Here is a 14,308-nt window from a genome sequence, read left to right on the forward strand (position 1 = left end):
GATAAACACGCCCCATGGAAAAAACATATAACCCGCAGTCTATCGAACAGTCTCTCTACCAAAACTGGGAAGAGAAAGGTTACTTCAAGCCACACGGCGATGAGTCTCAAGGCAACTATTGCATCATGATCCCGCCACCAAACGTGACGGGTAGCTTGCACATGGGCCACGCCTTCCAAGATACCATTATGGATACCTTGACTCGCTACCAACGTATGAAGGGCAAAAACACCCTTTGGCAGGTCGGTACTGACCACGCTGGTATTGCAACGCAAATGCTGGTTGAGCGTAAAGTTGCTGCTGAAGAAGGTTTAAGCCGCCACGATCTTGGCCGTGAAAACTTTATCGACCGCATCTGGGACTGGAAAGAGCAATCTGGTGGCACTATCACCAAACAGCTTCGTCGTCTTGGCGCATCTGTGGATTGGGATCGTGAACGTTTCACTATGGACGAAGGCATGTCTGACGCCGTACAAGAAGTGTTTGTACGCCTATATGAAGATGACCTAATCTACCGTGGTAAGCGCCTTGTGAACTGGGACCCAACCCTGCACACGGCTATCTCTGACTTAGAAGTTGAGAACAAAGAAAAGCAAGGCAGCATGTGGCATTTCCGCTACCCGCTAGCTGATGGCGCTTTGACTAGCGACGGTAAAGACTACCTAGAAGTCGCAACGACTCGTCCAGAAACCATGCTTGGTGACAGCGCTGTTGCGGTTCACCCAGAAGATGAGCGTTACCAATCACTAATTGGCAAATTCATTCTACTGCCAATCGTCAACCGTCTTATCCCAATCGTTGCTGACGATTACGTGGATATGGAGTTCGGTACAGGTTGTGTGAAAATCACTCCTGCTCACGACTTTAACGACTATGAAGTCGGTAAGCGTCACGAACTACCTATGTACAACATCTTAACTATCGATGCTGCTATCCGTGCAAGCGCTGAAGTTGTAAATACAGACGGTAGCGCAAACAAGGATTTAGATAACAGCCTACCAGAGCGTTATGCAGGTCTTGACCGCTTCAAAGCACGTACTGCTATCGTTGAAGAATTTGAAACACTTGGCCTACTTGGCAAAATCGCTCCACACGCATTGAAGGTACCTTACGGTGACCGCTCTGGCGTTGTTATCGAGCCATTACTAACAGACCAGTGGTATGTTGCTGTTGCGCCTATGGCTAAGACTGCAATGGAAGCCGTTGAAAACGGTGACATTAAGTTTGTACCACAGCAGTACGAGAACATGTACAACTCTTGGATGCGCGATATTCAAGACTGGTGTATTTCACGTCAGCTTTGGTGGGGTCACCGTATCCCAGCTTGGTACGACGAAGCCGGTAAAGTATATGTTGGCCGCGATGAAGCGGAAGTACGCGCTAAGCACAAGCTTGACGATTCAGTAGTTCTTCGCCAAGACGCCGACGTACTAGATACTTGGTTCAGTTCTGCATTGTGGACATTCTCTACGCTAGGCTGGCCAGAAGATACAGCTGAGCTTAAAGCCTTCCACCCAACAGATGTGTTGGTAACTGGCTTTGACATCATCTTCTTCTGGGTTGCCCGTATGATCATGATGACCATGCACTTCATCAAAGATGAAAACGGCAAGCCACAAGTTCCATTTAAGACTGTTTATGTAACTGGCCTTATCCGTGATGAAGCCGGTAACAAGATGTCTAAGTCTAAGGGTAACGTACTTGACCCACTAGACATGATTGACGGTATCGATCTTGAGTCTTTAGTTGAAAAGCGTACTGGCAACATGATGCAGCCACAGCTTGCGGCTAAGATTGAGAAGAGCACCCGTAAAGAGTTTGCCGACGGCATTGAGCCACACGGCACTGACGCACTGCGCTTTACCCTAGCATCTATGGCATCAACTGGCCGTGACATCAACTGGGACATGAAGCGCCTAGACGGTTACCGCAGCTTCTGTAACAAGATCTGGAACGCATCACGTTACGTGTTGATGAACACTGAAGTACAAGCGGATGATTCAGCAGAAGACGCAATTGGTGAAGCATTAGATTGCGGTCAGCTTCTTGTTGATGGCAAGCCGGGTGAAATGGAACTATCTCTTGCAGATCGCTGGATCATTGGTCTATTCAATGAAACCGTTAAATCTTTTGACGAGCACATGGCAAACTACCGTTTCGACCTAGCTGCTAACACGATTTACGAGTTCACTTGGAATCAGTTCTGTGACTGGTACTTAGAGCTAACTAAGCCAGTAATGCAAAGTGGCACTGAAGCGCAGCTTCGTGGTACTCGCCATACTTTGGTTAACGTGCTTGAGCAGATGCAGCGTCTAATGCACCCAATCATGCCATACCTAACTGAGACTATCTGGCAGCGCGTTAAGCCGCTTGCAGGTGTTGAAGGCGATAGCCTAATGCTAGCTCAGTTCCCTGAGTATCAAGCTGACAAAGTTGACGCTGCAGCGATGGAAGATCTTGAGTGGGTTAAGCAAGTGATTGTTGCTGTACGTAACATCCGCGCCGAGCTAAACATTGCCCCATCTAAGCCGCTAAACGCACTACTACGTGGTGTGAGCGAGCAAGATAAGGCACGCCTTGAAGCGAACCAAACCTTCTTCAAGACACTCGCTAAGCTTGAGTCTATGACGATTCTAGCTGACGGTGAAACAGCGCCGATGTCGACTACACAGTTAGTGGGTAACATGGAGCTATTGATCCCAATGGCGGGTCTAATCGATGTGGCTAAAGAAGTCGCGCGTATCGACAAGTTACTTGAGAAAGCGGCAGCTGAATTTGCGCGCATTGAAGGTAAGCTATCTAACCAAGGTTTTGTGGCTAAAGCACCTGCTGCCGTGATTGAAAAAGAACGTGCTAAGCAAGCTGAATACCAGCGTGATATGGATAAGCTAACTGAGCAGAAAGCTGAGCTTGTTAAGTTAGAAGGCTAAGCTGAAAGGCTGGTAGCCTCGAATTTACCCCCATAAAAAAAGGGCTGTCATCGACAGCCCTTTTTGTTACCTAGACGAAGTAGAATAGTAATGCATTCAATTAAACACTACGCACTTATTTATGTTCTTCATATTTAGCGAGTGTTTTTTCTAATTTAGACAACCTAGTATACACATCAATAACAACAGTGACGATTAACCCTAAAATAAATATGAGTGCTAAAAAGGTCAAACTCAATTGCGAATAGGTAAATGGATTATCCGAATCAGGTTTAGTTAATAAAACCATAAACAATGTGCCTGGCAGTGTAAATATTAATAACCATTTTGGTATATTTTTCATTTTCATCCCTTCGTTACGGTTAATATCTAATCCACTCAACACAGATCTCATAACTGTCCCAACTACCTCCTGCATCAGAGCCATATAGCCCTCCCCAATGTTTTTGAACCCGCTGCCACCGTCCACATCTCACACCTCCCCCCTCAAAAGTGCCGTCAGCTTTAGGATCATCCCGCCCTTCATCTTTATTTGGATCACTTTTGGGCTCACTATTTTGCATACACACATTGTAATTAATTTGGGCTCTTTCGTAAGTAGCACTACAATGGTCACCGGTACTAAACATATTAGCTGTAGCAAGCACCAAACCAAGAGCAGATGGAGCACAAGTCAATACATTCCAAACTGGTATAAAGCACTGTAAAACCACAACGGTAGCCCCTATAAATCCAACTCGAGATAAGCCGGAGCAATCATCCCACGTTGCATGCCCATCATAACCATAATCTAATAACGATTTTTCAAGCGTACAACTAGCTAGTTCAGCCGAACTTCCAGAGTATCCGTCAATTTTACTTTGTAATAATGAACGATTTATATCTTTTGGCTTTACTAAACCCGTTTCAGCATCTTCAAACTTAATTGACTCAGCAAACAATAAATAATCATCATATACGGCTTTGTTTTCTGAAAGTAAATGCCAAATGGGTTTGTTTACGTCTGTTAATTTATAATAATTTGTTATTCGTCATCCTCGATCAAGCTGACCGTCTTCTAAATACCCATCGCTACGCAGCAATCGACTCACATCTTTTACATTACTCGTTTCTAAGCTAATCCTTCTATAGTTTCCATCCGAAAATGAGAAATATATTTCACTCCCAACGACTCTAATTGTCATTTTACTAACGTAGCTATTTGAAATATAAATATTAGTATCTGGGTTCATCTCTGAAGAAATCAGAGCCCCGTAATTATTAGCAATAGCAAATGCCTGTTTCGGTATTAAAAAAAGTATAAAAATAATCAGGAGTAACATTCTCAAAATAAAAACATCCAATATAAAATAGTGGAGATGAAAACTATATCGATATAAATCGATATTCAACTAACCAAACAAAAATACAGATGAAAACACAACAAAAGTGATACCTAAAAGTCTGTTTTCGCCAAGAACATGAATACTAATAATCCTAATCCAGAGACATAGTTGTAAACCCCAGGACCACACCGATAAAGCATAAAAAAGGGCTGTCATCGACAGCCCTTTTTGTTATCTCAAATTTAATAATTAAATCGTATTAGACTCGATAATAAGAGATCTCTTGCTGCATGTTTTCAGCAAGGCTAGCCAGCTCGAGTGTCGCCGCTTGAGCTTGCTCAGCTCCTGCAGCTGTCTGATCTGAAATATCACTGATATTGATGATATTGCGATTGATCTCCTCAGTGACTAAGCTCTGCTCTTCAGACGCTGTCGCTATCTGAATATTTAACTGATTAATCTGCTCGATACTCGCCATGATCTGCACTAAGGCTGCACCGGCTTGCTGTGACTTATCCACGCTCAATTTCGCCTGCTCAGTGCCGCGTTGCATCATCAACATAGCGTCACGCGCTCCTTGCTGCAGACGTTGGATCATCTTCTGGATCTCTTCAGTCGAGTCTTGAGTTCGCTTAGCGAGTCCTCGCACTTCGTCGGCTACAACCGCAAAACCACGGCCCTGCTCGCCCGCACGCGCCGCTTCGATTGCAGCGTTAAGCGCAAGCAAGTTAGTCTGCTCTGAGATCCCCTGAATAACATCAACAACACTGCCAATATCATCAGACGACTTAGACAACACTTGCATCGCTTCTGTCGCGCCATCCATCTCGGTAGATAAGGTCTCGATCACCTCAATGCTCTCACCAACCACGACTTGGCCCTGATGTGCCGCATTATTTGCGTCTTCAGATGTACTCGCTGCAGACTCCGCGCTCTGTGCCACCTCTCGGACTGCTAGCGTAAACTGTTGAATAGCAGCTGCTATTTGCTGAGTTTGTTGTTGCTGCTCAATGACATTATGCACAGCTTGAGTCGCGACTACCGAGTTCTCTTCTGCAGCACTGGCTAGACGCGCAGTTGACTCGTGAGTATTTTGCACCGCATGCTGGAACCTCGCAGCAATTTGGTTAACATAGTTAGCAATATGCGAGAATTCGTCATCACCACCGATCTCGATTCGCTTCGTCAAATCGCCATTGGCAATATCGACGGCTGTGGTTTCGAGCTCTGTCATTGCCTTCCCCATACGGCGAACGATCAAGGTCGAGCTAATCGAAATAACCAACATACTGACGATAGAAAATATCGCCACTAGCACTATGTAGACCTGCATATCTTGATTAAAGCGCTTGAAGCTCTCTTCGCCTCCAACGACTTGTAGATCTAAGAATGATTGCGCCTCAGCGGTAATACTCTTAAACATTGGGTTGATTTTTGTCAGCAAAACTCGGTTTGCCGCTTCATACTCTCCTCGTTTGAGCGCATCTATAGTTGGATTAAACCCCTGCACGACCACACTATCGAGCTGGCTCTTTAATTGGTTTACTTGCTGACGCTCAGCATTATCTAGTCTTGCGCCTAAAATCTCATTATTGATGATGTCATGCAGCATTGTGATAGCCATTTGTGCTTGGCTAATATGCTGCGTGAGAGGATGGTTATGCATTTCAGAAAACTGACTACTTGGATCATGCTGAAATGCCAATAGCAGCTCACTACGAGCCGTAGCTAACTCATTAAGTACCTTACCTGCGCGAATGCTATGCTGCATGCCCTGGGCATGCAGCTCTCCTATCGAGTCTCCGGCATCTTGCATACCGGTTATGCCTTTGTAGCCCAAAAATAAAAATGATATTACGGTTAGAAACACGATAAATTTAAGTTGAAACCGAACCGATTTAAAAGCTGAAGTAAAGCTCGACTGCGCCAAATTGGAATGGCGGATCTCGTCATGGCCTAATTGATCTATTGATACAGACATACTAATTCCTGTTCTCCACGAGTATTAATGGAATCATGAAAACAAAAGAGATCTTATGCAGTTGCCCAACCATGGACAAAATACTGCTGGAGCAGCATAGTGAAATAGGCTTATTTTGATACACAAATATAGAACCTGTATTTAAATTATTGATATTAATCACAAGAGTAAGATTAATTCGCTCACTTCACCTGTCTACATCAACTAAACATTCCCCCTTTAACAAGCCTACGTCTTTTTCTGTCAGCATTAAAAACTAAAGTTACCTGCATAACTGTCAAATTGGTGACAACGTCAACATTCTGGCTTAGTTATTGTTTTTTATTGTTATTTCAACAATTCGATTGATTTAACCATGAAAAAAACTCAAGATGTGAGCAAATTGCAAAGGAGTGTTACAACAATGAAACATTGGCTTTTATCGAGTTGTATATTACTTGGCTTATCAGCTTGCGGTGGCTCAGACGATTCCAATTCAGCTGACGACAATGGCGGCACCTTGCCACCCGCAGTACAAGCACCAAGTGTAGACTTAGGCGAAACGGTAACCGATTGGAATGACAAACTTATTTCATTATCTGCGGTTGTAACTATCTATGCTTCTGGTAGCTCAACTTTTAATTGGCAGCAAGTCTCCGGCCCACAAGTATCGCTATTAAACGCCAGCCTAGAAGGGGTAACCATAGATGCCAGCACACTTGAGCAAGACGCCAATGTCACACTCAGCCTAACGGTTACCGACAGTGGTAACCAAGCAACCACAGATCAGATCACTTTGCAGCTCAATGATAGAATTAGCGCAGCAATGAAAACTGGCGATGCCAGTATGGCTGAAGGCCTAGCGCCGCAAATGGTCAATCGAGCACTACAACATATCCAGCAATACCGCCTAGATGGCAAGACACTGCTAGATAGCATCTACAAAAACGATACCCTTGAATATGATCAAGGGCGTCATTCACAGATGATCCAACTTGCCGGCGCCGAACACGCTTACCCGCAAAGTAAGGCTTACGCCATAGTCACGGGTAATAAAGGCCTGACTTTTGCGGCGACTAACGACATTTCGGGTCAACGTAACGCCGCCTTTGGCACCGACATTATTTCCAGCATGCAGCAGGGGCATAACACCAACTTTGAAGCTAGTTTTAAGCGATTATTGGCTTGGATGATGGTTCAAGATGAAGCTAGCCTGTCTGAAGCTCAGCAGATAAGACTATTCTTGATGGGTGGTAGCACAGTTAATCGCATCAACAGCTGGGTTAGCGAACATTTCCCTAATTGGCAAGTTGAAACCTGCAGCGATGAAGCGACGCTGTCATCGTGCCTAGGCGAAGCGACACTGGTGATCACTGGCTCTTCAGAGATATTTTCAATCGAGACAGTTGAGCCACTGATAGCCCAAATACAGAGTCAGAAACAACCCCTACTCTATATACATTTACACAGCTGGAATAGCGTACCTTTGACACAAACGGTACTCAATCCAATGGGTTTTGGTATGCAGGGCCCTGGCGGCCCAGGTAATTATTTCTCACAAGATAAAGCTGACTGGTTAACGGCAACGGCCATGCTTAACAGCTACAATGCGCTCGATAAGGAAGAGTTATGGCTAAGCTTATTTAACAATGAGCAAGTTGACTTCAATCTCGCCAATTGTGCCGACTCCTGTGATAGCAGATTTAATGACGATTATCGTCCAGCTCTTGCAACTATTCGCACAAAAATCCAAGCTCTAGAGACCAATAAGGTCGATATCTTTGCCGAGCCCAACTACGACCTGTACAAGTATCTCACTTTATTGGGTGACAACTATCGCCAAGCTATCCAATATCCTATGGATGTTATAGCAACAGATAGCCTCAACTATCTCAAAGCCTATTTCGCCGACCATAGCGTTTATAACTATCGTAATATTAATGCCGTCCAACAAGATCTCGGAACCTTTAGCCGCAGCGACTTTAGTCATATTAGCCCGACAGACAAAACTGTGAACCTAGAAAGTAAGAAAGGCTTCCGCTCGGCAGGCGTATACGCGTTGCCAGGCCAGACCGTTAGTGTGACGAGAAAGGATAACAGCGATGTTCGTAGCTGGGTGTTTATCAATACACTGCGCTCAGGTTCGACTCATGAGTTTGCAACCAACGGCTATAGCCGCCCTAAGTTGCTGCAATCGACCCATATCGAAGTTAAAGCCGGTGAAACCATTAAGTTTACTAGCCCTTATGGTGGTCCGATGCAGATCCGCTTTGACCAAACAGATCTTGCTACACAATTTAGCTTTAAGCAGATAGGGCTGCATCCGTATTGGCGCAAAGGCTTAGACGGTAATAAATTCATGCAAGAATTAGCAGCTAACCAATACGACTGGAGTGAACTGGCAACAGAGCATTTCGAGGTACATTCCAAGCTCGATAAAATGCAAAAAACCATGGAGCACGAGCCACTCTGGAATACACCAGAAAAAATGGCCAATGCTATTATGACCCAGGTACATAACTACCCACATATCCTTGCAGGCTTCAAAGGACCATTTATTGATGAAATTGCAGAGATAACCGAGTTTGCTGCCAGCCAAAACTGGCAAGTCGATAGCATAGATACCGTAAAACATATGAATGCCGACCAAGCGACTTGCGGCGCGGGTTGCTCGGGTAACCCTTATGATGCTAGCTGGTCATTTAGCCCAACGGGTCATGGCGATATTCACGAACTTGGCCACGGACTCGAAAAAGGGCGTTTACGTTTCGATGGCCATGACGGGCACTCATCGACTAACCCATATTCTTATTACACTAAGTCTCGCGCATACACAGAGCTTGGTAAGCTCCCCTCCTGCCAAGGCTTAGATATCAATGATGAATTTGAAGTTCTGCAGGCTAGTATGAAACAAGCAGACCCATTTGCTTATATGCAAGCGGCTAAGCTAACCAGCTGGTCAAACGGCATGGCAACCATGCTACAGATGATGGTAGCAGCGCAGAAACATGGCGCGCTTGAAAACGGCTGGCATCTTCTCGCTAGATTACACATTTTGTTGCGTGAGTTTGAGCGTGCTAAGGGCTCAGAAGAGCTCTGGCTGCAGCAGCGAGCTCAGCTAGGTTTCAGTCTGTTTAGCCTCGATAGCGCCAAGAATATTTCTAATAATGATTTCTTAATGGTGGCGATGAGCTTCTCCACTAAGCTCGATTACCGCGAGTTTTATCAAATGTGGGGCTTAGCAACCACACCACTTGCAAAAGAGCAGGTTGCAGGTTTTAACTTTACGGTTATCGACAGGAAAGTATACGTCTACAATCCGGGGGACTACTGTTTAGGCTTAGATCTACAAGGCGTTGCTGTTGACGGAGTTTCGCCATGGCCGCTATAAGCGCCTAAGATCTAATTACACCTTGTAAAAGCCATCTGGTTTCTAGATGGCTTTTTATTCGCTTGAATACTACGTTTACAACACCAACAATATAGATTAAGTTTCAAACAGTGACGTTTTAACTTGAGTCTTGAAATAGTAAGAGTTTTTGCAAAGAACTTGATGATTTAAAGGCCAAGATTTGTAATGAAGACTAAAAGGACATCAATTTATGGATACCAACAAGCTGTTACTCATCATCATCGCAATTTTATTACCGCCAGTGGCAGTTTTTCTTAAAAGCGGTGTAGGTAAGGACTTACTGATCAATATCATTTTATGTCTGTTATTCTTTATTCCAGGCCTACTGCATGCGTTGTGGGTTGTGACCAAATAGCCATGCAGTAATGAGCTCATATACTAAGCCTAACTAGTCGTTAGGCTTTTTTGTCTCTATGTTAATTAAGGCTCTGCATCAGAAGACGTCTGTTCTAGTTGCTGTTTAACCAACTCTATCATCGCCTTCGCCGCAAAAGAGAGGCTTTGCTGTTTACGCCAAAACAGTGACAACTCCCATCTTAAATCACTCACCGCAAGGGGTACGTTCACAACTGCATCGACGCGGTAACGCTCGGCAATAATCTGTGGTAACACCATGATACCCGTGCCAGCAGCAACCAGTGCAATACCAAAGTCAGCATGGCTTACTCGCGTTATTTCCGCAGGAATAAATCCCGCTTTATCACAAGCATTTAAAATCAGCTCATAAAGGGCATATTCAGGCTCGAACATTACCTGTGCCAAAGATTGCAGATCTTTGAGCTGCAGCTCCTTATGCTCTGCGAGTCGATGGGTTTTAGGCACAACGACAACCATAGGATCATTACGGATCCTAAGCCCGTCAAACTCACCGTCAAATGCAATGATCCCGGTCGCTAATTCAATCTCATTCTTCTGCAGGGCTAGAGTCTGCTCAACCCCGCCGCGCACCAATAACTGCATATCGACTTTAGGGTATTGCTGCCTAAACTTGGCGATAACCGGGGCAAATAACTCGGCGCTACCTAATGGCGCCAACCCTAGCTTTAATGTGCCTCCGGTAAGGTTTCGTAGTGCTTCCAGCTCGGATAGCATGGATTGTCGCTGGGCCATCAAGAGCTGGGCATGGCGATACACCAGCTCTCCCGCTGCGGTAAGCTTTATCTGAGTACCACGTTTGCCTCGCTCAAGCAGCACCATTCCTAGCTCTTCCTCTAAAGCTTTAATTGCCTTTGAAAGTGCTGGTTGCGTTAAAAATACATTACGACTGGCCTTAGCAAAGCCACCAGCGTCGACCACTTGAGTAAAATAGTGCAGCGTTTTCAGATCCATTTAGATAACCATTACTTATAGATTCCATTCTTAATATTCATTTTTTTTATCTATTAGGCAAGCGTAAACTGACTGTCATTCATCAACTGTGCTCAATTGGAGCTCATCATGGCAAGCCTTGCCAGCCCATCTAGAATTAACCTTAAGCAAACAACGATTACTGCCGGACAGATAGCCCTGCTATGTCTATTTGCTTGGGGCTGCCAGACTTTAGCCAAGCAGATCCACTCTCCCATTCCCGGCAGCGTCATCGGTCTTGGTGTGCTACTGCTATTATTAGCCTGCAAATTAATCCCCGAGACCAGCGTTAACTTAGGTTCAACTTGGCTGATTGGCGATCTATTACTGTTCTTTATCCCACCAGTTGTTGCCGTAATCAAATACCAAGACTTACTTGAACACTATGGCGCCGTGCTTATTGGCTCAATGTTGGCCGCCAGCAGCGGTGTACTTGTCGGCACCGCCTTCACCGTCGATAGGTTGTTTAAGTTTGAGCATAAACAAAACTTAAAAAGACAGTTAGCTAGGCAACAAAATAATATTGAACTGAGTAGCCATCAATGAGCCACTCGGCAGTCGGGCTCTTCTGCTTAGCCCTCACCCTTGTTGGTTACTATGCCAGCAAAACACTCTATCGCCACCAGCGCAGAGTGTGGTTTGCACCCATTATTATTGCGCCAGTGATTATACTCACTGTGGTCGTTAGCCTTAATATTGCGGTAAGTGATTACTTCAGCTATACCCATTGGTTAGCCGCCATGCTAGCCCCAGCAACTATTGCCTTTGCCGTGCCAATATATCGTGAAAGGCAGTTGATAAAGCAGTATCCAATCACACTAAGCTTGGGAGTTCTTACCGGGTTATTATTAGGTGTTGGCTCATCTTGGTTATTAACTTTGTGTACTAATATGCCGTCTCAGATCTCCCACAGCTTAATGGTGCGCTCAGTCTCGACCCCCTTTGCTATCGAGGCAACGACGGCCTTTGGTGGTGTCCCTGAGCTTACCGCTATGTTAGTGCTGCTTACTGGAGTCATGGGCATGTTAATTTGTGAGCCACTATTTAAACTGGCTAATATTCGCAGCTCTGTGGCCAAAGGGGTAGCATTAGGGGCATCGGCTCATGGCGCGGGTGCAGCTAAAGCCAGTGAAATAGGCAGACAAGAGGGAGTTATTGCCAGTTTGACCATGATATTTACTGGTATCGCAATGGTGCTAACAGCGCCTATATTTGCCGCCCTACTAAACTAGCCTACCCATATTGCAAATTAAAACCTTAAAGGCGGCCTAAAATGCTTTACATCTAAGGCCGCCACACAAAATATGTCGATTTACCTCAACATAAGAAATTTTCAAGTTCAGCGCTTACGCTAATATCAACCTTGTTATTGGGCTGCAGGATCTTAAGAACATCAGCAAACGAATATAGACTAAGCCCGCCAAATCGTAACAATGGGTTATCCCCTCCGCCTTTCTAGAAAACTGTTAGTCATAGAAGCTGTTCAACCTCAGTCATTTGAGCTGTTGTTTAAAACAGGCTTTAACACATAGATTAAATTTACGCTTTGGCGTTTACAGTCAAATTAGGTAAAGTGTCTGCTGCAATCACAAGCTTGCAGCGTTTTAGTAAAGAATGACACTGTCAACAAACCTAAAACCAACACAAAATAAAAACATACAAAACAAATATAAATAATTAGAACATTTGAAGGAAAGTTATGAGCGATTCGAACGATGCTTACGCAGATAACGACCTAAGGGAAGTTAAACAGCTGGGGATGTGGGCCTCTATCGCCAGCTTGAGTTATATATTCTGGATTGTCGGTGGCATGGAGCTGGTTGAGCGAATTGCCTACTACGGTGTAAAGGCCAGTGCCGGCCTCTATGCTAAAGCCCCAACATCTGAAGGTGGTTTAGGCATTAGCCTTAGCGATTACGGTATCATCATCGCTCTTTGGGCGTTTATGCAGACCTTTATTCCTGTCTTTACAGGCGGGATCTCAGACCGTGTAGGTTATAAAGAAACTATCTTCGTCTCGACCATTATCAAGATTGCTGGTTATCTGGTGATGGCTTTCTTCCCAAGCTTTTACGGTTTCCTGTTCGGCGCCATACTACTTGCCGGTGGTACCGGAGTATTTAAGCCGGGGATCCAGGGCACCTTAGTCCTATCTACAGCTAGACAAAACACCTCGATGGCTTGGGGTATATTCTACCAAGTGGTCAATATTGGTGGTTTCCTAGGACCGCTTGTTGCCGTACATATGCGCCAACTGTCTTGGGATAACGTCTTTTATGCTTGTGCCGCGATTATTTCGCTTAACTTCCTCTTCTTGCTTGCCTATAAAGAGCCTGGTAAAGAAGAACGCATGGAGCGTAACCGTAAGATTAAAGCCGGTGAGATCCACCAGGAAGCTTTATGGCGTGATGCTTTGAACGAGCTGAAAAAGCCGGTTGTTATCTACTACATGCTGGTATTCGCTGGATTCTGGTTCCTATTTAACTCGTTATTTGACGTATTACCGATCCACATTGCCGAGTGGGTCGATACCAGCGTAATTGTTACTTCACTATTTGGTCCTGAAGGGACCTCGAATGGTATGTTCCAGTTCTGGCTAGGTCTTGATAATACCGGAACTAAGGTCATGCCTGAAGGCATGCTTAACCTTAACGCGGGTATGATCATGACCAGCTGCTTCTTGGTGGCCGCATTAACCGCAAAATACCGTATTACCACGGCCATGCTAGGTGGTTGTCTGCTTAGTATTTTCGCTTTCGTGTTGATTGGCGCAACGAATACTGCATGGATGATGGTATTGGCTATTGCTATGTTCTCTTTCGGCGAAATGATGATCAGCCCAAAGAAAAACGAGTTTATGGGTAACATTGCACCTGAAGGTAAGAAGGCTATGTACTTGGGCTTCGTGATGCTGCCACAGGGCATAGGCTGGACGCTCGAAGGTTATTTTGGCCCTAAACTGTATGAGATGTATGCCTCTAAAGAGATCTTTTCATTAGAGCTACTTGCCCAGCGTGGCATGAGCGCAAGCGAAATTAGCGCCATCCCACAAGGTGAAGCCTTTACCACCTTAGTCGCCTATACCGGTGAGCCAGCTCAAGAGCTAACGACCTTACTCTACAATACCCATGACATAGGTATGGCTTGGTATATCATCGCAGCAATTGGCACCATATCAGCCGTAGGTATTTATCTTTACGGTAAATGGTTGTTCAAGTTACAGCAGCAAAACTAATTTGCTTATGTGCAGATACAAAAAAAGCTGACCTAGGTCAGCTTTTTTTTATCGCTTTAATTACACATTATCGGAGATAAATTGTGATAATTGGTGGGT

At 44.8% G+C, this 14,308-nt stretch carries 10 protein-coding genes; 6 read left to right on the top strand and 4 right to left on the bottom strand.

Annotated elements, in window-relative coordinates; all coding sequences use genetic code 11:
* Positions 1-14: 14 nt before the first annotated feature.
* Positions 15-2,930: a valine--tRNA ligase gene (locus K5Q73_RS08480; RefSeq protein ID WP_220761148.1), complete on the top strand. Its 2,916-nt coding sequence runs from the start codon at positions 15-17 to the stop codon at positions 2,928-2,930.
* Positions 2,931-3,045: 115 nt separating this feature from the next.
* Here K5Q73_RS08480 and K5Q73_RS08485 read toward each other — a convergent pair whose 3' ends face one another.
* From K5Q73_RS08485 to K5Q73_RS08495, 3 genes are all read right to left on the bottom strand, one after another.
* The gene (locus K5Q73_RS08485; RefSeq protein WP_220761146.1) at positions 3,046-3,273 is read right to left on the bottom strand and encodes a hypothetical protein; all 228 of its coding nucleotides are present in this window, start codon (positions 3,271-3,273) and stop codon (positions 3,046-3,048) included.
* A 19-nt stretch (positions 3,274-3,292) separates the two neighbouring features.
* Positions 3,293-3,871 (bottom strand): hypothetical protein, encoded by a 579-nt coding sequence (locus K5Q73_RS08490; RefSeq protein ID WP_220761144.1) that lies wholly within the window; start codon positions 3,869-3,871, stop codon positions 3,293-3,295.
* A gap of 643 nt (positions 3,872-4,514) precedes the next feature.
* Positions 4,515-6,236 (bottom strand): methyl-accepting chemotaxis protein, encoded by a 1,722-nt coding sequence (locus K5Q73_RS08495; RefSeq protein WP_220761142.1) that lies wholly within the window; start codon positions 6,234-6,236, stop codon positions 4,515-4,517.
* A 403-nt stretch (positions 6,237-6,639) separates the two neighbouring features.
* Here K5Q73_RS08495 and K5Q73_RS08500 point away from each other — a divergent pair, with 403 nt between their 5' ends.
* Complete coding sequence (locus tag K5Q73_RS08500) at positions 6,640-9,606, top strand: ImpA family metalloprotease (protein ID WP_220761140.1); 2,967 nt, start codon at positions 6,640-6,642, stop codon at positions 9,604-9,606.
* Positions 9,607-9,817: 211 nt separating this feature from the next.
* A complete protein-coding gene (locus K5Q73_RS08505; protein ID WP_012144718.1) occupies positions 9,818-9,982 on the top strand; it encodes a YqaE/Pmp3 family membrane protein in 165 nt (54 codons plus the stop codon).
* 65 nt (positions 9,983-10,047) lie between these two features.
* On the opposite strand, the gene K5Q73_RS08510 is transcribed toward K5Q73_RS08505, so the two are convergent.
* Positions 10,048-10,956 carry a LysR family transcriptional regulator gene (locus K5Q73_RS08510; RefSeq protein ID WP_220761138.1) on the bottom strand — a complete coding sequence of 303 codons (909 nt, stop codon included), beginning with the start codon at positions 10,954-10,956 and terminating at the stop codon, positions 10,048-10,050.
* Positions 10,957-11,064: 108 nt separating this feature from the next.
* Here K5Q73_RS08510 and K5Q73_RS08515 point away from each other — a divergent pair, with 108 nt between their 5' ends.
* The 3 genes from K5Q73_RS08515 to K5Q73_RS08525 all read left to right on the top strand — a co-directional run bounded on the left by K5Q73_RS08515 (position 11,065) and on the right by K5Q73_RS08525 (position 14,209).
* Positions 11,065-11,520, top strand: coding sequence for a CidA/LrgA family protein (locus tag K5Q73_RS08515; protein WP_220761136.1), 456 nt, complete (start codon positions 11,065-11,067; stop codon positions 11,518-11,520).
* Positions 11,517-12,206: an LrgB family protein gene (locus tag K5Q73_RS08520; RefSeq protein ID WP_220761134.1), complete on the top strand. Its 690-nt coding sequence runs from the start codon at positions 11,517-11,519 to the stop codon at positions 12,204-12,206. The genes K5Q73_RS08515 and K5Q73_RS08520 overlap by 4 nt, the downstream gene beginning before the upstream one ends.
* A gap of 467 nt (positions 12,207-12,673) precedes the next feature.
* Positions 12,674-14,209, top strand: coding sequence for an MFS transporter (locus K5Q73_RS08525; RefSeq protein WP_220761132.1), 1,536 nt, complete (start codon positions 12,674-12,676; stop codon positions 14,207-14,209).
* Positions 14,210-14,308: the final 99 nt, after the last annotated feature.

Origin of the sequence: Shewanella sp. MBTL60-112-B2 (assembly GCF_019655055.1) — a bacterium.
GTDB lineage: Bacteria > Pseudomonadota > Gammaproteobacteria > Enterobacterales > Shewanellaceae > Shewanella.

Bases quoted from the DNA above. Each gene is read 5' to 3' on its own strand.
- K5Q73_RS08525 (WP_220761132.1), top strand. From the start codon at position 12,674: ATGAGCGATTCGAACGATGCTTACGCAGATAACGACCTAAGGGAAGTT.
- K5Q73_RS08520 (WP_220761134.1), top strand. From the start codon at position 11,517: ATGAGCCACTCGGCAGTCGGGCTCTTCTGCTTAGCCCTCACCCTTGTT.
- K5Q73_RS08480 (WP_220761148.1), top strand. From the start codon at position 15: ATGGAAAAAACATATAACCCGCAGTCTATCGAACAGTCTCTCTACCAA.
- K5Q73_RS08500 (WP_220761140.1), top strand. From the start codon at position 6,640: ATGAAACATTGGCTTTTATCGAGTTGTATATTACTTGGCTTATCAGCT.
- K5Q73_RS08510 (WP_220761138.1), bottom strand. From the start codon at position 10,956: ATGGATCTGAAAACGCTGCACTATTTTACTCAAGTGGTCGACGCTGGT.
- K5Q73_RS08505 (WP_012144718.1), top strand. From the start codon at position 9,818: ATGGATACCAACAAGCTGTTACTCATCATCATCGCAATTTTATTACCG.
- K5Q73_RS08485 (WP_220761146.1), bottom strand. From the start codon at position 3,273: ATGAAAAATATACCAAAATGGTTATTAATATTTACACTGCCAGGCACA.
- K5Q73_RS08495 (WP_220761142.1), bottom strand. From the start codon at position 6,236: ATGTCTGTATCAATAGATCAATTAGGCCATGACGAGATCCGCCATTCC.
- K5Q73_RS08515 (WP_220761136.1), top strand. From the start codon at position 11,065: ATGGCAAGCCTTGCCAGCCCATCTAGAATTAACCTTAAGCAAACAACG.